The following is a 16,514-nucleotide window of genomic DNA, read 5'->3' as shown; positions in this document are numbered from 1 at the left end:
CGTTGCCGGCCGTGCCTGGGGAGATCCTGATGTCCGCCATCAACCTGAACCTGCCCGCGTTCAACGCCGGCGCCACGCTCGGCTCGCTGCTGAGCCTGTCCACCGCCTTCGTCCTCGGTGCCGCCATCGGCCTGGAGCGCCAGCTGCGCCAACGTACCGCAGGGCTGCGCACCAACACGCTGGTAGCCGTCGGCGCGGCGGTGTTCGTCGACCTGGCTGTCCGTTTCCACGACCTGTACGGCGGGCCGCCGTCGCCGCTGCACGTGGTCGCCTACGTGATCTCCGGTGTCGGCTTCCTGGGCGCGGGCGCGATCATGAAGGAGGGCGCGCAGGTCTCGGGCCTGAACACCGCCGCCACCCTGTGGGGCTCGGCGGCAGTGGGGGCCTGTGCCGGCATCAAGCTGTTGCCGGAGGCGGTGATGGCCACGCTGTTCGTGCTCGCCGCCAACACGCTGCTGCGGCCGGTGGTCAACCGCATCCAGCGGCAGCCCTTGCCGGAGACGTTCAGCGAAGCCGTCTATGCCATCAATGTCGTCTGCCAGCGCGAACAGCAGGCCGAGGTACTGGATCGCCTGCTGCTGTTGCTGGAACAGGCCCAGTACCCCGTGCGCGCGGTGGACCACCATCCCTTCGGCGAGCGCGATGTGGAGATCGAAGCGGTACTGTATGCCACCACCGCCGATGGCGACGAGCTGGATGCGGTTCTGGCGGCGTTATCCACCACGCCCGGCGTCCTGCAGGGGTTCTGGAATGCCAGCCTGGAGGAGTGACGCGAGATCATCGCGCGCACGTGCAGCGCGGCAGCCGCTGCCATCACGGGTCACACGCCCTGCCGCGGAAGGCAGATCCGGCTTTGCTATCCTTTCCATCCCGCCAGGGAGCTGTCCCGATGCCTTCGCTGTCGTCCCGCCGTCCACTGGTGCTGCTGGCCTTGATCGTCTCCGTAGTGGCGATCTTCCTGCTCGACACGTTGACCGACTACGCGGTGGCAGCCGCCTGCTTCTATGCGGCGGTGATCCTGGCAGCCTCGCGGGTGCTTTCGCCGCGCGGATTGCTGGCCCTGGCCGTGGCCTGTGTCGCCCTGACCAGCCTGAGCTTCGTACTGACGCGTTTCGGCACCTACCGCATCGGTCTGGTCAATTCGGTGATCGGCATGCTGGTGATCGCCATCACCACCTGGCTGGCGCTGAAAATGGAAGCCGCCAAGGCCGCCGTGCAGGAGGCGCAGGCACGCCTGCTGCGGGTCGCCCGCGCGTCCACCGTCGGTGAGCTGACCACGTCCATCGCGCACGAGGTGAACCAGCCGCTGGCAGCCATTGCCAGCAGCGCCGACGCCTGCCAGCGCTGGCTGGCGCAGGAACCGCCGAATGTTGACAAGGCACGGCAGGCGCTGTCACGCATCCTCGCCGACGCGCATCGTGCCGGCGATGTGATCGCCCGCATCCGCGGACTGACCCGGGGTGCGGCACCCCAGCGCGACACCTTCGACCTGAATCAGGCCGTGGAGGAAATGCTTGCGCTCTCGCGCAGCGAACTCGACCAGCATGGGGTGACCGTGGCCCTGCTGCTGGAGCCGGACCTGCCGCCGGTGCAGGCCGACCGCGTGCAGGTGCAGCAGGTGATCGGCAACCTGATTCTCAATGCCGTCGATGCGATGGAAGGCGTAGCGGTGGCCGAACGCCGGCTGTCACTGCTGAGCCGGCGCGACGGGCAACGGATCACCCTGAGCGTGCGCGACCGTGGCATCGGCCTGCCGGCGGAACAGCCGGAGCGCGTGTTCGAGGCGTTCTGGACCACGAAGTCGAGCGGACTCGGCCTGGGCCTGAGCTTGAGCCGCTCCATGATCGAGGCCAATGACGGCCACATCCGCGCGGAACGCGTTGCCGGCGGTGGCGCCTGCTTCGTGTTCGACCTGCCTGTTGCCATCGGGGACCGCCATGCGTAGACCCGCTGCACCGGCCGTCGAGCCGGCGCCCATCGTGTACGTGATCGACGATGATCCCTCGGTGCGCGCGGCGCTGGAGGATCTGCTGGCCTCGATGGGCCTGCAGGTACGGGGCTTCGCGTCCACCCAGGCGTTCCTCGAACAACCGCTGCTGGATGCGCCCGCTTGCCTGGTGCTGGATGTGCGCATGCCGGGCCAGAGCGGCCTGGAATTCCACCGCGGCATGCGCCAGCGTGGCCTGCACCTGCCGGTGGTGTTCATCACCGGCCACGGTGACATCGCGATGGGTGTCAACGCGATCAAGGACGGTGCGATCGAGTTCCTGACCAAGCCCTTCCGCGACCAGGAACTGCTGGATGCGATCCACAAGGGCATCGGCATCGATCGCCAGCGCCGCCGCGAAGGCGACGAACTGGGCGCCCTGCAGCAGCGCTGGGAGTCGCTGTCGGCCGGCGAGCGCGACGTGGTGGATGGTGTGGTCCGGGGCCGGCTCAACAAGCAGATCGCTGCGGACCTGGGCGTCAGCGAGATCACGGTGAAGGTGCGCCGCGCCCAGGTGATGCGCAAGATGGGCGCGCGCACGCTGGTCGACCTGGTCCGCCTGTACGACCGGCTGCGGGCCGGGCTGGACTAGCCTTATGGGAGCCATGAAATCTATGCGGAACGCGGCCGACGAGGCCCATGCTAGTTTCTGCGCCTCCTCCCAGCGAACCTTCACGATGCGCTCTTTCCTGCCTGCCCTCGTCCTTGCCGTGGCGGTCCCGCCGCTACATGCAGCAGAGCCGCCCCTGCCCCAGCTGCGGGCCTACACGGTGGATGCTTCATGGCTGCAGCCGATGAGGCCGCTGCAGATCGCCGACCATACCTGGCAGATCGGCACCGAAAACCTGACCGCACTGCTGGTACAGACCGACGACGGCGCGGTGCTGATCGATGGCGGCATGCCGCAGATGGCCGATCACCTGCTGGCCAACCTGCAGCAGCGCGGCGTCGCACCGCAGCAGCTGCGCTGGATCCTGCTCAGCCATGCCCATGCCGACCACGCCGGTGCGGTGGCCGAACTCAAGCGCCGCACCGGCGCGCAGATCGCCAGCAACGCCGAAACGGCCGTCCTGCTGGCGCGCGGGGGCAGCAACGATCTGCACTTCGGCGATGACATCACCTTCCCTCCGGCCAATGCCGACCGCATCCTGATGGACGGCGAGGTCGTGTCGCTGGGCGGAATGCACTTCACCGCGCATTTCATGCCGGGTCACACACCGGGCAGCACCGCCTGGACCTGGAACGACACCCGCGATGGCAGGCCGGTACGCATCGCCTATGCGGACAGCCTCAGTGCGCCGGGCTATCGGTTGCAGGGCAATCCCCGCTATCCGCACCTGATCGAGGACTATCGCCGCAGCTTCGCGACCGTGCGCCGCCTGCCCTGCGACGTGCTGTTGACCCCGCATCCTGGCGCCAGCGGCTGGGACTATGCCGCAGGCGCCAAGGCCAGTGCTGCAGCGATGCGCTGCAGCGCCTACGCGGATTCAGCCGAGCGCAGTTTCGAGGCACAGCTGGCCAGGGAACGCGACAACGCGCACTGAAGCCGTGGCGGCCTGTGAGCCGCCACAGCAGCAGCGACCCTCAGCCGCCCTGGCCGTGGTGGGCGAACGGCTCGGTGCTGCCGTCACCGCGCACCAGTTCCACCGTGTACGGCTGCACATAACCGTCGGGCATCTCCATGCCGGGCGAACCGGCCGGCATGCCCGGCAGCACCAGTCCACGCGCCGCAGGACGCTCCTTCAGCAGCCGCTTGATGTCCTCGGCCGGAACGTGCCCCTCCACCACATAGCCGTCGATCTCGGCGGTATGGCAGGACCCCTTGCCGACCGGCACACCCAGGCGCCGCTTGATCGGGTTCATGTCATCGGTATCCCGCACGTCCACCGCGAAGCCCGCGGCCTGCAGGTGTTCGACCCAGACGCCACAGCAACCGCAGCTGGCGGTCTTGTGGACGATTGCGGTCGGCAGCTGCGCATCGGGGACGGAGGCGGCATCGGCCGCTGCGTGGGCATGGCCCGGCGCCGCGGCCACCTCTTCGGCTGCACGGGCGCAGCCGGCGCCGGACAGAATGCTGGCCAGCAGCAGGCCGAGAGAGAGAGAACGGTTCATCGTGTTGGTTCCTTTGTGCATGCGGGCGGAACGCCCGCGACCCTCGCATCGAAGGCGCGGGAAAATCGGGAATGGGACAGGCAGGACAACAGGCGGCTGGCGCCTGCAGGCCATCACACGATGGGAGGTCGCAACGCGTCGGTCAGGGGCGGCGGCACAGGCCGTCGTGCAAGGGCAGCGCGTGGCGCCTCGCGCCAGGGTGTGATCGCCACGGCGGAGGAGGTCGCCGGCACGCCGGTACACGCGGGAGGGCACGGGCACTCACTGGCTGCGCAGTCGCCCGATGATCGATCGCCGCAGCATCCGGCCGGATCCACGGCCGTCTCATGCGACGCGGCGCAGTACTCCGTGTCGCCCTGTCCACCGTCGCCCGATGCAGCCCGCGCCAGTCCCGGTGCGGTCAGCACCAGGGCAACGAGCAACAGCCAGCGCAGCAGGAGAGCAGCAGCATTCATCGCAGGCATCATAGCCGATGGGCGTGGCAGGCTGGGCCGCCACCGGACCCTATGCGGTGTCCGCGCTGCCTGCGTCTGCCCGCATGCGTACCGGAATCGACTTCGCCGCAGGCGTGCCGCTGAGGCGATCGTAGTAGTCCAGCGGCAGCAGCGCATTCAACTCAGGGTAGTAGCCCGCCAGCGCGCCCCGTGGCATGGGGTAGTCGAGCACGGTCAGCCCGTCGATGCGACGCCGCACGCCATCTGCGCTGAGCGTCTCCAGGCTGACCCGCGCCTCCTTCTCCAGACCGCGTGCCAGCCGGTCTTCGATGTTCATGAACACCACCCTGCGATCGTTGTATACGCCGCGATAGCGGTCGTTGTAGCTGTAGATGGTGGTGTTGAACTGGTCATGCGAACGCACCGTGGCCAGTCGCAGCATGTCCGGATCGTGCACCGGGTCGTCCACATCCAGGCCCGGCATCACCAGGATGTTGGCCTTGCCGTTGGCGGTGGGCCACACCCGGCGGCGCGGTGCAATGTCCAGATGGAAGCCGTGCGGCTGCCGGATGCGCTCATTGAAGCCTGCATAGATCTGCGGGTACACGGCAGCGATCAGGTCACGGATCCGCGCATAGTCATGCCTGCAACCTGCCCAGTCGACCCTGCTGTCCGGCAGCGTCGCCATCGCCATGCGACAGACGATCTCGACCTCCGGCAGCAGCTGGTCGCTGGCCGGCTCAAGAACACCGCGCGAAGCGGTCACGTTCGACATCGCATCCTCGATCGTCACGAACTGCTCGCCTGCGGGCGTGACGATACGTTCCGAGCGCGCCACCACCGGCAGGATCAGCGCATCGCGCCCATGCACCAGGTGCCCGCGGTTGAGCTTGGTGGCGATACCCACCGTCAGCTGCAGGCTGCGCATGGCTTCGTAGGCCCGGGGCGTGTCCGGCACGGCATGGATGAAATTGCCGCCCAGCCCGACGAACACCCTGGCGCTGCCATCGAGCATGGCCTCGATCGACTCGACCACATGATGCCCGTGCTCCCGCGGCGGATTGAAACCGAACACCTCCTGAAGGCGATCCAGATACGCTGCCGCCGGCTTCTCGTCGATGCCGACGGTACGATCGCCCTGCACGTTGGAATGACCCCGGATCGGGCCGATCCCCGCCCCCGGCTTGCCGAAGTTGCCGCGCAGCATCAGCAGATTGGCGACCTGCTGCAGCAGCCGCGAGCCATACTGGTGCTGGGTCAGGCCCATGCCATAGCAGATCACCGTGGCATTGGAGCGGATGTAGATCTCGGCGCAGCGCCGGATCTGCGCCTCCGAGATGCCGGAGACCCTGACGATGTCGTCCCAGTCCTGCGCCATCACGTCCGCGCGCAAGGCGTCCAGGCCGACCGTATGTTCATCCAGGAACCGATGGTCGAGCACGCGCTGGCCCTGTGCCTCGCGCTCGAACATCACCTTCATCATGCCTTTGATCAGCGCCAGGTCACCGCCGATGCGGATATGCACGAATTCGCTGCTGATCTCGGTGGAGCCGAAGGTCGCCATCTGCACCACATCCTGCGGCTCGGCAAACCGGATCAGGGCGCGCTCGGGCATCGGGTTGACCGCCACGATCGGCACGCCGCGCCTGCGCGCCTCGACCAGGTTGCCCATCATCCGCGGCGAATTGGTGCCGGTGTTCTGGCCGATCACGAAGATCGCCTCGGCGTGCTCGAAATCCTCCAGGACGATGGTGCCCTTGCCCACACCGATGGAAGGTGGCAGGCCACGGCTGGTCGGCTCGTGGCACATGTTCGAACAATCGGGGAAGTTGTTGGTGCCGAACTCGCGTACGAAGATCGAATACAGGAACGCCGCCTCGTTCGGCGTGCGGCCCGACGTGTAGAACTCGGCCTGATGCGGGCTGTCCAGTGACCGCAGGTGACGGCCGATGAGTGCGAACGCCTCGTCCCAGCTGCATGGCACATAGTGGTCGGTGGCTGCGTCGTAACGCATCGGCTCGGTCAGCCGCCCCTGCATTTCCAGCCAGTAGTCGGTCCGCTCCATCAGCTCGCTGACGGTATAACGCGCGAACAGCTCGCGATCCGCCCGGAACCGGGTCGCCTCCCAGGCCAGTGCCTTGGCCCCGTTCTCGCAGAACTCCAGTTTCCTGCGCTCGTCGGCGTCGGGGAAGGCGCAGCTGGGACATTTGAAGCCAGCGGGCTGGTTCATCGCCAGCAGTGCCCTGGAGCCGTTGCCGATCACGCTCTGCTGCAGCAGAACCCGGGCGGTGGCGCCGGCCGCACCCCAACCGCCTGCGGGCTGGTTGTAGGGCTTGTAACGGGGTGGTTTCTGCTCGGACATGTTCGAAGACCTGGCGCCAGGAGACGAGACTGCGAAGGGCACGACAGACAGAGTCAAGCACGCCCGGGACCGCTTCGCCAGAGCCGCCCCGAATCTTCCGGCGCGCCTCCGGGGCGACGGAGTCTGCTGCGTTGCCACGGACGCACTGCGTTATCCTCGGGGCGTGGGCCAACAGCCCATGACACGCTCACTCTGTCCGGACACTCTGCATGGCTGACTCGCCCCCGCCGCCCTCTCCGCCTGCCGGCACCGCGCAGCGCACGTTGCAGCGCTGGCGCGAGGGCGGGCAGCAGGTGCAGGCGCAGGCCGACGTGGTCGCCGAAGAGGTGCCGGTAGCGCTGCACTACAACGGCACCGTGTTCGCGGTGATGATGGCCACGCCCTGTGACCTGGAGGACTTTGCGCTCGGTTTCTCGCTCAGCGAGGGCTTGATCACCACGCCGACGCAGCTGCTCTCGATCGATGTGGCGCCGCAGCTGGAAGGCATCGAACTGCGGATGACGGTTGCCGCCGAGGCACCGGGCGCCGGTCTGGATCCGGCCGATGGCCGCCTGCTGCCCGGCCGTGGCGGCTGCGGCCTGTGCGGAACACGGCAGCTCGAGGATGTGCTGCGGCCCCTGCCCCCGGTACGCGAACGACGGACCTACGCGCCGGCGGCCCTGCAGCGGGCACTGGCCACGCTGTCGCAGCACCAGCCGATGAATGCGGCCAGCGGCTCCACCCACGCGGCCGCCTGGGCCGACGCCAACGGGCGCATCGGCTGGGTGCGCGAGGACGTGGGCCGCCACAATGCACTGGACAAGCTGATCGGCGCCCTGCATCACAACGAGCACGCCATCGACGGTGGACTGCTGCTGATTTCCAGCCGGGCCAGCTACGAGATGGTCAGCAAAGCAGTGCGCGCCGGTGCCAGCGTACTGGCCGCCGTGTCCGCGCCAACGGCGTTGGCGATCGATCTGGCGCGCAGCGCAGGGCTGTGCCTGGTCGGCTTCGCCCGCGGCAGTGGATTCAATGTGTACACCCATCCAGAGCGGTTGCGGCCGGAAGACATGCCAACGGCATGAACGCGGCCATGGCGGGACCCGCCATCGTCAGTGGGCAACCCCCATCATCGGCCGGGTGACAACAGGCCCGCAATGCGCTCGGCCACCTGGGCGCGCACCGCGTCGTCCAGCTGTCCTTCGTACATGGCCTCGTAGATCCACAGCCCATCGGCCGCCAACCGTGCCACGAAATTGTCCAGCGCCGCAGGATCAACCACGCCGGCCGGCGGCGGCGATGGCGCCCAGCGCTGCACGGCCGGGCTCCATGGCCGCTCACCGGCCTCCGGGTCCACCGATTCGAGCATGAACATCAGCTCGGCGCGCGTCGCGCTCTGCGCCGACACGCGAACGAAGGTCTGATAGCGCTCGAGCGCCGTGGCCTCGCTGGCACGCTTGCCGAGCAGCGCTTCCATCGACGCCTCCCAGTTGTGCACCAGGTGCTCGTCGATGCCGCGCAGCAGTGCCTCGCGCGACGGGAAGTGATACAGCAGGCCGCCGCGCGTGAGGCCGGCTTCTGCCGCCACCGACTCGAAGGTCACCGCGCGCACGCCGTCTCGATTGATCACGTTGACGGCGGCATCGAGGATGCGCTGGCGCTTGCTGGTTCTCATCGCACTACTTTACGCGATCGGCCGCTCCCTCGCGGCTCCCCGCCCGCCCGCGCAGCAGGCGCGCGATCAGCGCTGCACCCACGGCCAGCACCGCGGTGATGACCAGCAGCACGATCTGGTAGCTGCGGTCATAGGCGGCGGTGGCGCCGGCGAACCACTCGCCCGGGCCGGCTTCGCGGGCGACCTGCTGCGCCTGGGCGAATCCTTCCCGCGCCAGTGCCGGAACATCCGCCGATACCGGCAGGAAGGCGCCGTACATCGCTGCGCCCAGGCTGCCCAGCATCGCCACCGCCAGCAGGCCGCCGAATTCGTAGGAGACCTCCTCCACGGAGGACGCCATGCCCGCACGGTGCGCAGGCACGTTGTTGAGGATGGCGGTGGATGCGACCGAGATTGCCGAGCCCATGCCGAACCCGGTGATCGCCATGCCGGCGACGACCCAGCCCAGTCCGTGCGGAAAACCGAACGCGACCACGCCCACTCCCAGTGCCCCCGCGGCCAGTCCGCCGCAGATCAGCGGACGCAGGCCGACGCGGTGCAGGATGCTGCCGCCGAGCAGCGCGCTGGGCAGGCTGCCCAGCGCCGCCACCGATACCAGCAGGCCCGCCTGCAATGGCGTGAATCCGGCGACCAGCTGGAAACGCTGGGTGGTCAGCAGTTGCAGGCCCGCCATCGCAAACAGGGTGAACACCGCAGACAGCGTACCGGCCAGGAATGCCGGATTGCGGAAGATCGCGAAGTCCAGCAGTGGATGCGGCAGGCGCTGCTGGCGGCGGGCAAACGCGGCGCCCGCCGCCAGCGCCAGCACCGATGCCGCCGCGCCGAGGCCATAGGAAGGCGGCGTGGCGATCAGCGATTTGATCGCCAGCACCAGCCCCGACAGCGCCGCCAGCGCCAGCAGCGAGGACAGCAGATCCCACGGCCGGGACGTGTCGCGCTGCCCCTCCGGCGCCAGCAGCAGCGTCGCGACGAAGGCCACGATCACCACCGGCACGTTGACCAGGAACACCGATCCCCACCAGAAATGCTGCAGCAGCCAGCCACCGATGATCGGTCCGAGTGCGGCGCCGACGATCGCCACCGAGCCCCAGATCGCGATGGCGATGTTGCGCTCACGCTCTTCATGGAAGCTGAGGCCGATCAGCGCGAGCGTGGCCGGCATCATCGCCGCGGCGCCCACGGCGAGCAGCGCACGGGCAGCGATCAACTGCGCTGCGGTGACAGAGAACGCTGCCGCCAGCGAAGCCACGCCGAAGACCACCAGGCCGATCAGGAACATGCGACGGTGACCGATGCGGTCGCCCAGCGTGCCCGCACCGAGCAGCAGGCCAGCCATCACCAGTGGATAGGCATTGATGATCCACAGTGCCTGACCCGCGCTGGCGGAAAGTTCTGCCGTCAGTGTGGGCAGCGCCGTGTACAGCACCGAGTTGTCCAGCGTCACCAGCAGCAGGCCGGCGGCCACCGTGAACAACAGCGACCAGCGCCGGGCACGGGACAGAGCCGGAGCATCGGCCAAGGACTGGGACAAGGCCATGGGAAACAAACCTGGGCAAGAAGGCTCCATTAACTATACCGGATGTCCTGTATAGTTATAGCCCTGCAGCGACACGTTCAGGTTTCGACCCAGGCGCTGTTCAGCCCCGGCAGGCGCCGCTGGTGCTACCTGCAGTCCACCGGCAACGCCGCCACCGCCGCGACCACCTGTTCCTGCATGCCCTGCCCCACGGCCATGTCGAGTTCGCCCGCGATGTCACCGTGCTGGCGCCGCAGCTCGTCCTCGCACAGGCTGCGCACCCGGGCCCGCGCGTTCGCCCGCAGCGACGCACAGCGCCAGTCCGCGTCGCCGAGCGGCAGTACCGAATAAACCACGCTGTTGCATGCGTTGGAGGCCCGCTCGCGCAGCGTATGCCCACCGAAATCCCGCGGCGCCCTGCTGCGCGTGGGATCGAAGTAGCTGTCCGGGAAGGTGCGAGCATACTGCTCGATATCGACGTGCAGCACGCGGCCACCGGCCGCTGCGAGGGGCAGCGGATCCGTGCAGCGGGCACTGTCGGCGCGGTGCTGGATGTAACGGTAGATGGGACGGTCAAGGCCTGGATCCTCCGCAGTCACCGCACTCACCGCGCCCAGTACCGGCAGCGCGGCACGGTTGGCCATGCGCGCGAGCAGCCCTGCCTCTGCCGGCCGGCAGCGGTCGCGCAGGGTTGCCACCAGCAGGAATGCCACGTCGTTGCGGAAGGCCGCATCGTCCCCCATCCGCCGCTCGATCCGCTGCCGCATCTCATCGGTGGGCGCCACGGAAGTGGCCTGCGGCGGCTGCGGCTGCGCTGTCCGCAGGTACAGCCACCCGACCGCCGTGGCTGTCACCGCCAGCAGCGCCATCGCCAGTAGTGGACGCCCGCGCATCAGTTGTGGATCGGCGTCAGTGTGGCGGCCGCCACATCGTAGGAAGCGCTGGCGATGTCGGCGTCGAAGCGCTTGACCTGCACCCTCCCGGCGAGTCGATAGGGGTCCCACAGCGCACCCAGCGTGATCGGCGTGGCCAACGTCACGTGGATCATCTGGTTCGGCGGTGGTGGGGGTACATGGATGCAGGCACCATAGAAAGGGACGAACAGCACCTCGTCCACGCGTCCATCGTCGGTGGTGCCCAGGGGCACGACGTAACCGTCCAGGTCCACCGCACGTCCATCCACCGATGCCACCACGCGCGAAGAGCCGAACTGCCGGGCGCGCTCCGGACGGGAGTGGTCGATCGCCTGACCGGGCGGCGTGCCGGCGCCGCTGTCGTCAATCAGGCCACCGACGCCGGCCATGCCGTCGCGTGACAGGCCGATCTGCGGCGGCGGTCGCTGGAAACGGTCCTCGTCCGGCATCAGGGCATCCCAGCGGTCGATCGGGCGTGCCGACGGAGACGGCGCCGCCGCCGGCAACGGTGCAGGGTGCTGTCCGGCACCGTCGGGCACGCGGGCGCATCCGGCCAGCAGCGCGCATCCAGCGAGCCATGCAAGGCGATCACGGCGCATAGGGTTTCAGCCGTGCATCGCGCATGCTGTAGGCAGAGCCTGCCAGCTCATCGTCCAGGCGCTCGGCGTGCAGGTTTCCGGCCAGGAAGAACGGAGCGTACATGTCAGGCATCTCGATTGCCCGGTCCAGTACCACGTGCACGATCTGGTTCGGCGGCGGTGGTGGCACATGGATGCAGGCGCCGTAATACGGGACGAACAGGAATTCACTGAGCCGTCCTTCCGCAGTGCTGGCCAGCGGCACCACGTAGCCCGGCAGGCGCACCGGCCGCTGCAGTACGGCGTCGACGGTGCGGAACGTGCCGAACTGCGGCATGCGTCGGCTGCCGTTGTGTTCCACCTCAGGGCCTTCGCCACGTTCCAGCGCCGCCAGCTCGTCGGCGGGCATCATCTGCAGCCAGTCCAGCTCCTGCTCTTCCACGGTCGCTGCGCCCTGATCCGCCACCGGTGGCGGCAGCGCCTGCACGCCGGTGTCGACCGGCCGCTCGCAGGCAACCAGCATCAGCAACACTGGCAAGCCACCCAGCCGGCGCATGCTCATCCCGGCGACGCCAAACCGTCGGCGAGCGTGCGCCGGTAGGCCAGCGCGGCCGGCAGCAGGCCCGCCACGGCGCTGACCAGCAGCAGGCCCGCCACCCAGCCCAGCTCGCGCGCATCCGGCCAGACGTGGGTGATCGACAGGCCATACTGCGCCAGCGCCCAGCTGCGCCCCACGGCACTGGCCAGCACCAGCGCCGCCAGTGCCAGCCCGCACGCCAGCGCGCTGGTCGCCACCGCCTCCACCACCAGTAGACCGGCGATGTAGCGCGGACGCGCGCCGACCGCGCGCAGCACCGCCATCTCGCGGCGCCGCTCCTGCAGGGTTGATACCAGCAGCGCTACCAGCGAGACCATTCCCAGCAGCACCACCATCGCGCTGATCAACCGCAGTGCCCGCTCGGCCGTGCCCAACGATTGCCACAACTGCTGCAGGGTGACGCCCGGCAGGATCGCCAGCATCGCCTCCTCCGGATAGTCATTGATCGTGCGCTGCACGGAGAACGTCGCGATGCGGGTATTCAGGCCAAGCATGAAGGCGGTGATGCTGGTCGGGGTCAGATCAAGCCGCCGCGCCTGCTCCGCGCTGACATGCTGGCCGAGCAGCTGCACGCCGGAACGCCAGTCGATGTGGATGGCTTCGATCGCCGGCAGCGATACCAGTACCGACGCATCCACCGGTGTTCCGGTGCGCTGCAGGATCCCCACCACGCGGAACGGCTTGTCGGCATGCGTGGCCAGGGGCACCGCCCCGGTGCCATGCGCCAGCACGATCGGGTCGCCCGGCGTGATGTTCTGCGCCTGCGCCACCTCCGCGCCGATCACCGCATCGTACAGGTCCGAGAAGGGCCCGCCCTGTGCGAAGACCAGTTCATGACCGGCACCGTAGCGGTAATGCTCGAAGTAGCCGCCGGTGGTGCCGACCACGCGGTAGCCCCGCCAGGAATCGCCCAGCGAGAGCGGCACCGACCACTTCACCTGCGGCAGCGCCGACAGCGCCTGATAGGACTGCCAGGAGACATTGTTGGTCGGATCGCCGATATGGAACACTGAATAGAGCAGCAGGTTCACCGGTCCGGAGCGCGCACCCACGATCAGATCGGTTCCGGACACGGTGCTGGCAAAACCTTCATGCGCCTGCGTGCGGACCCGCTCCACGCCCAGCAGCAGAACCACGCTGAGGGCGATCACCAGCACCGTGAGGGCAACACTGAGCGCGCGGCTGCGCAGGCTGGCCCAGGCAAGTTCAAGCATGGGCAGCTCCGGCATGATTGATCTCGGCCAGGACGATGACCCGGTCGAACAGAGGCTGCAGGCTTTCATCGTGGCTGACCACCAGCGCGGTGGTGCCGCAGGCCTGGCATTGCCGGGTCATCAGGCGCACGAACGCGTCCGCCGCGTGCCGGTCCAGTGCCGAGGTGGGCTCGTCGGCAAGCAGCACCTGCGGCCGCCCGATCAGTGCGCGTGCCGCCGCCACGCGCTGCTGCTGGCCCACGCTGAGCCTGCCCGCCGGACGGTCCATCAGCGTCGGGTCGATCTGCAGGGACTGCAGCAGCCGTGCGATCTCCTCGTCCAGCGCTGCGCCGACGCGCTGCCTGCGCAGCCGCGAGAAGCGCAGACCCAGCGCGATGTTCTCGCGCACGCTGAGGAACGGCAGCAGGTTGAACTGCTGGAAGATCACGCCCAGCTGGTCGGCACGGAAGCGGTCGCGGGCCGGACCGTTCATCGCATGCAGGGAGTGTCCGGCGACGTCGACCCGGCCCTGGCGAGCGCGCAGCACGCCGGCCAGCACACCCAGCAGGGTGCTTTTGCCACCGCCACTGGCACCGCGCAGCAGCACGCTGCTGCCCGCATCGACGCGCAATGCCGGAATCTCCAGTACCGGGCGATCGCCGTAGGCGAAGCGCAGGTCCTGCACATCGATGACCGCCGCACTCACTGCGCAAGTACCACGCGCAGAGTCTCGGCGGTCAGCACGTGCCGTCCCTGTCCGGCGGGCGTGGTGCTGTTGACGATGACCTCATGCAGGCCAGGGAACAGCACCGGCAGGCGGACCACCAGCACCCGCAGCGCGGACGGATGCGCGCACTGGAAACGCAGTCCGGCACTGAAGCCGGCATGGCCGTGGTGCCCGGCGTCGCGCATCGGGTCTGCAGCGAATCCGTTGGCGGCCACGCTGCTGGCGGCAAGGCGGCACTGGGCCGCTGTCGGCAGGGTGACCCATGCGCCTTCCTTCAGCAGTGCCTTCGCACGTGCGAGCGCAGCGCGCTCCTGCGGGGTGGCGGGCGGTCGCTCGAAATCGAGCAGGCCGATACCGGGGGCCTGCATTGCCAGGTCCAGTGTTCCCCGTTCGAGCGCCACATCGACCGTGGCCTGGCCATGCACATGCGCGCCCTGCTGGCGCACCTCATGGGCGTGGGCGGACGCCGCAGAAAGCAGCAGCAGAAACGTGGCGGGAAGCTTCATGAGGGTACCGTTAGTGTTACTATGTAACATTATGGACCACATCCCCACCGTTCCTGCAAGGGGTCTGCCACAGCCGCCAGCATCGGCACGCTGGCATCCCCGTTTCGATCTGGCCGGCGCAGGGCTGTCATTGGCCTGCGCAGCGCACTGCATCGCGCTGCCGCTGCTGCTGGCCTTCGTCCCGGCGGCCATGATGGCGTTGCGCTCGTTCCAGCACCCCGGCCATGCCCTGATGACCACCCTGCTGCTGATGTCACGCTGGGAGTGGGCGTTCGCGTTGCTCGCCTCGCTGCTGGCGCTGGCCAGCACCGCTGCGGGCCTGCGCCGGCACCGCCACTGGCTGCCGATGCGACTGGCCCTGGCTGGGGCTGGCCTGCTGTTGTCCGCATCGCTGTATCCACCGCTGAAGGAATCGCTGCTCTGGCACGGCATGGCCACCGCCTGCGGCGGTGGGCTGCTGGCGATGGCCCACCTGTGCAACCGCCGCGCCCTGCGTGCCTGCCCACGCGCGCGCCCATGATGGGAAGGGCGGGTCGGCCCGGCACCGGCCAACCTGACAGATCGGTAATGTCCGGGTCAGGGCCACGAAAGGTGCCCGCCGTCAGCCTGAGCGCCCCATTCCTGCAGGCACCCACCATGTCGTCTTCGCTCCGCCGCTCCGCCGCTCTGCTCCTGCTGCTGCCGGGCGTCGCCGCCGCTCCGCTGGCCCTTGCACACCCCAGCCTGGTGAAGGCAACGCCCGCCGCCGATGCCAGCGTCGCGCCTGCCAACCGCATCGAGCTGACCTTCAGCGAGCGGGTGATGCCGCGCGCCACCCGCATCGAACTGAGCATGGCCCATGGCCGCACCCTGATGGCGATGCCTGCCCTTTCCCAGCAGGTGTCGGACGATGGTCACCGGCTGGTCGTGAGTTTCGCCAAGCCGCTGCCTGCCGGAGACTATCGCCTGCAGTGGCGCGCCGTCGGCCAGGACAGCCACCCCGTCACCGGCGACTATCGTTTCAGCGTGAAGTAAGCTGCGGTGGTGATCGAACTGTCTCCCTATGCCCTGCGGCTGGCGTTGTACCTGGCCTTGATGCTGCTGTTCGGCAGGATGCTGTTCATCCGCCCTGCGCCTGCGCGTCGCATCTTCCTGCCACTGGCCGTGATCGCGCTGGCAGTCGTGCTGCTGGACGCGGCGGTGCGGGTGACAGGCGTGCTGGGGCTTCCGCTTGCCGCGGTCGATCAAGCGACCGTCGCATGGTTCACCACCGCCACACCGGTCGGCGAAGCGGCACTGGTGCGTGCGCTGGCGCTGCTGGCAATGCTGCCGCTGCTTGCCGCAAGCGCGAAAGTGGCCGCGGCACGCCGTGTCATCCTGCTGCCGCTCTCGGCGGTCGCCCTGGCAAGCCTGGCCTGGAACGGCCACGCCGCCGCCGGCGACGGCATCCGCGGTGCGCTGCGCCTGGCCGCCGGGACCGTCCACCTGCTCGCCGCAGGCGCATGGGTCGGCGCGATCGCCGCGGTGCTGCATCTGGCCCTGCGCACCCAGGGCCCTTCCCTGCGTGAACGCACCCATGAACTCTGGCAGGTGGCGCATGGTTTCGCCCTGCCCGGTACGGTAATCGTGGCCCTGCTGGCGATGACCGGCACCTATACCTACGTGGATCTGCAGGGCTCGCTGCAGACCCTGTTCAACACCGCGCACGGGCGCTGGCTGCTGTTCAAGCTGGCCCTGGTCGCGGGCATGCTCGGCCTGGCCGCGCTGCACCGCTGGCGGCTGGTGCCGGCACTCGCCACCGCCATCCGTGGCGGCTGGCAGTTCCGCCCGCTGCGCTCGCTGCGTCACAGCCTCACCTTCGAGGCCGCACTCGGGCTGCTGGTACTGGCCTGCGTGGCCGTGCTCGGCACGCTGGACCCGCTGGCATGAGGGCGGCGCTGCGCGGGCCGGCATG

Annotated in this window: 18 protein-coding genes; 8 read left to right on the top strand and 10 right to left on the bottom strand. The window is 68.7% G+C overall.

Annotated features, from left to right (window positions below; genetic code table 11):
- The first annotated feature begins 29 nt into the window (after positions 1-29).
- The 4 genes from ACVOJ1_RS07490 (at position 30) to blaL1 (ending at position 3,531) form a co-directional block, all read left to right on the top strand.
- Positions 30-770: an MgtC/SapB family protein gene (locus ACVOJ1_RS07490; RefSeq protein ID WP_065176105.1), complete on the top strand. Its 741-nt coding sequence runs from the start codon at positions 30-32 to the stop codon at positions 768-770.
- A gap of 119 nt (positions 771-889) precedes the next feature.
- Complete coding sequence (locus ACVOJ1_RS07485) at positions 890-1,945, top strand: sensor histidine kinase (RefSeq protein ID WP_346480235.1); 1,056 nt, start codon at positions 890-892, stop codon at positions 1,943-1,945.
- Positions 1,938-2,579 (top strand): response regulator transcription factor, encoded by a 642-nt coding sequence (locus ACVOJ1_RS07480; protein ID WP_065182324.1) that lies wholly within the window; start codon positions 1,938-1,940, stop codon positions 2,577-2,579. The genes ACVOJ1_RS07485 and ACVOJ1_RS07480 overlap by 8 nt, the downstream gene beginning before the upstream one ends.
- A gap of 85 nt (positions 2,580-2,664) precedes the next feature.
- Complete coding sequence (gene blaL1 / locus ACVOJ1_RS07475; protein WP_065182325.1) at positions 2,665-3,531, top strand: L1 family subclass B3 metallo-beta-lactamase; 867 nt, start codon at positions 2,665-2,667, stop codon at positions 3,529-3,531.
- Between the two features lie 40 nt (positions 3,532-3,571).
- Here blaL1 and ACVOJ1_RS07470 read toward each other — a convergent pair whose 3' ends face one another.
- A complete protein-coding gene (locus ACVOJ1_RS07470) occupies positions 3,572-4,099 on the bottom strand; it encodes a DUF411 domain-containing protein (protein WP_081358907.1) in 528 nt (175 codons plus the stop codon).
- A 504-nt stretch (positions 4,100-4,603) separates the two neighbouring features.
- The gene (locus ACVOJ1_RS07465) at positions 4,604-6,895 is read right to left on the bottom strand and encodes an FdhF/YdeP family oxidoreductase (RefSeq protein ID WP_346480234.1); all 2,292 of its coding nucleotides are present in this window, start codon (positions 6,893-6,895) and stop codon (positions 4,604-4,606) included.
- 209 nt (positions 6,896-7,104) lie between these two features.
- Between ACVOJ1_RS07465 and fdhD the strand changes: the two genes are divergently transcribed.
- Entirely contained in the window at positions 7,105-7,959 is an 855-nt protein-coding gene (gene fdhD, locus ACVOJ1_RS07460) for a formate dehydrogenase accessory sulfurtransferase FdhD (RefSeq protein WP_128989677.1), read from the top strand.
- Positions 7,960-8,003: 44 nt separating this feature from the next.
- Here the strand turns inward: fdhD and ACVOJ1_RS07455 are convergent, their stop codons facing one another.
- The 8 genes from ACVOJ1_RS07455 to ACVOJ1_RS07420 form a co-directional block, all read right to left on the bottom strand.
- Positions 8,004-8,549 (bottom strand): TetR/AcrR family transcriptional regulator, encoded by a 546-nt coding sequence (locus ACVOJ1_RS07455; protein ID WP_065182328.1) that lies wholly within the window; start codon positions 8,547-8,549, stop codon positions 8,004-8,006.
- A gap of 4 nt (positions 8,550-8,553) precedes the next feature.
- Positions 8,554-10,086, bottom strand: a complete 1,533-nt coding sequence (locus ACVOJ1_RS07450) for an MFS transporter (protein ID WP_065176191.1) — start codon at positions 10,084-10,086, stop codon at positions 8,554-8,556.
- Between the two features lie 125 nt (positions 10,087-10,211).
- Positions 10,212-10,958, bottom strand: a complete 747-nt coding sequence (locus tag ACVOJ1_RS07445) for a hypothetical protein (protein WP_253118521.1) — start codon at positions 10,956-10,958, stop codon at positions 10,212-10,214.
- Positions 10,958-11,578, bottom strand: coding sequence for a DUF3299 domain-containing protein (locus ACVOJ1_RS07440; protein ID WP_346480233.1), 621 nt, complete (start codon positions 11,576-11,578; stop codon positions 10,958-10,960). The genes ACVOJ1_RS07445 and ACVOJ1_RS07440 overlap by 1 nt, the downstream gene beginning before the upstream one ends.
- Positions 11,568-12,113: a DUF3299 domain-containing protein gene (locus tag ACVOJ1_RS07435; RefSeq protein WP_164152801.1), complete on the bottom strand. Its 546-nt coding sequence runs from the start codon at positions 12,111-12,113 to the stop codon at positions 11,568-11,570. Before ACVOJ1_RS07435 ends, ACVOJ1_RS07440 begins: the two co-directional genes overlap by 11 nt.
- 2 nt (positions 12,114-12,115) lie before the next feature.
- Positions 12,116-13,369 carry an ABC transporter permease gene (locus tag ACVOJ1_RS07430; protein ID WP_346480232.1) on the bottom strand — a complete coding sequence of 418 codons (1,254 nt, stop codon included), beginning with the start codon at positions 13,367-13,369 and terminating at the stop codon, positions 12,116-12,118.
- A complete protein-coding gene (locus ACVOJ1_RS07425; protein WP_193395843.1) occupies positions 13,362-14,054 on the bottom strand; it encodes an ABC transporter ATP-binding protein in 693 nt (230 codons plus the stop codon). Before ACVOJ1_RS07425 ends, ACVOJ1_RS07430 begins: the two co-directional genes overlap by 8 nt.
- A complete protein-coding gene (locus ACVOJ1_RS07420; protein ID WP_346480231.1) occupies positions 14,051-14,581 on the bottom strand; it encodes a ZrgA family zinc uptake protein in 531 nt (176 codons plus the stop codon). The genes ACVOJ1_RS07425 and ACVOJ1_RS07420 overlap by 4 nt, the downstream gene beginning before the upstream one ends.
- Positions 14,582-14,612: 31 nt before the next feature.
- Here ACVOJ1_RS07420 and ACVOJ1_RS07415 point away from each other — a divergent pair, with 31 nt between their 5' ends.
- The 3 genes from ACVOJ1_RS07415 (at position 14,613) to copD (ending at position 16,489) form a co-directional block, all read left to right on the top strand.
- Positions 14,613-15,101, top strand: a complete 489-nt coding sequence (locus ACVOJ1_RS07415) for a MerC domain-containing protein (protein WP_340044585.1) — start codon at positions 14,613-14,615, stop codon at positions 15,099-15,101.
- A gap of 116 nt (positions 15,102-15,217) precedes the next feature.
- Complete coding sequence (gene copC / locus ACVOJ1_RS07410) at positions 15,218-15,595, top strand: copper homeostasis periplasmic binding protein CopC (RefSeq protein ID WP_053516266.1); 378 nt, start codon at positions 15,218-15,220, stop codon at positions 15,593-15,595.
- A gap of 9 nt (positions 15,596-15,604) precedes the next feature.
- The gene (gene copD, locus ACVOJ1_RS07405) at positions 15,605-16,489 is read left to right on the top strand and encodes a copper homeostasis membrane protein CopD (RefSeq protein WP_346480230.1); all 885 of its coding nucleotides are present in this window, start codon (positions 15,605-15,607) and stop codon (positions 16,487-16,489) included.
- Positions 16,490-16,514 lie beyond the last annotated feature (25 nt).

This window comes from Stenotrophomonas sp. STEN225, assembly GCF_056756445.1.
This window is presented reverse-complemented; position numbering and strand designations above follow the sequence as displayed.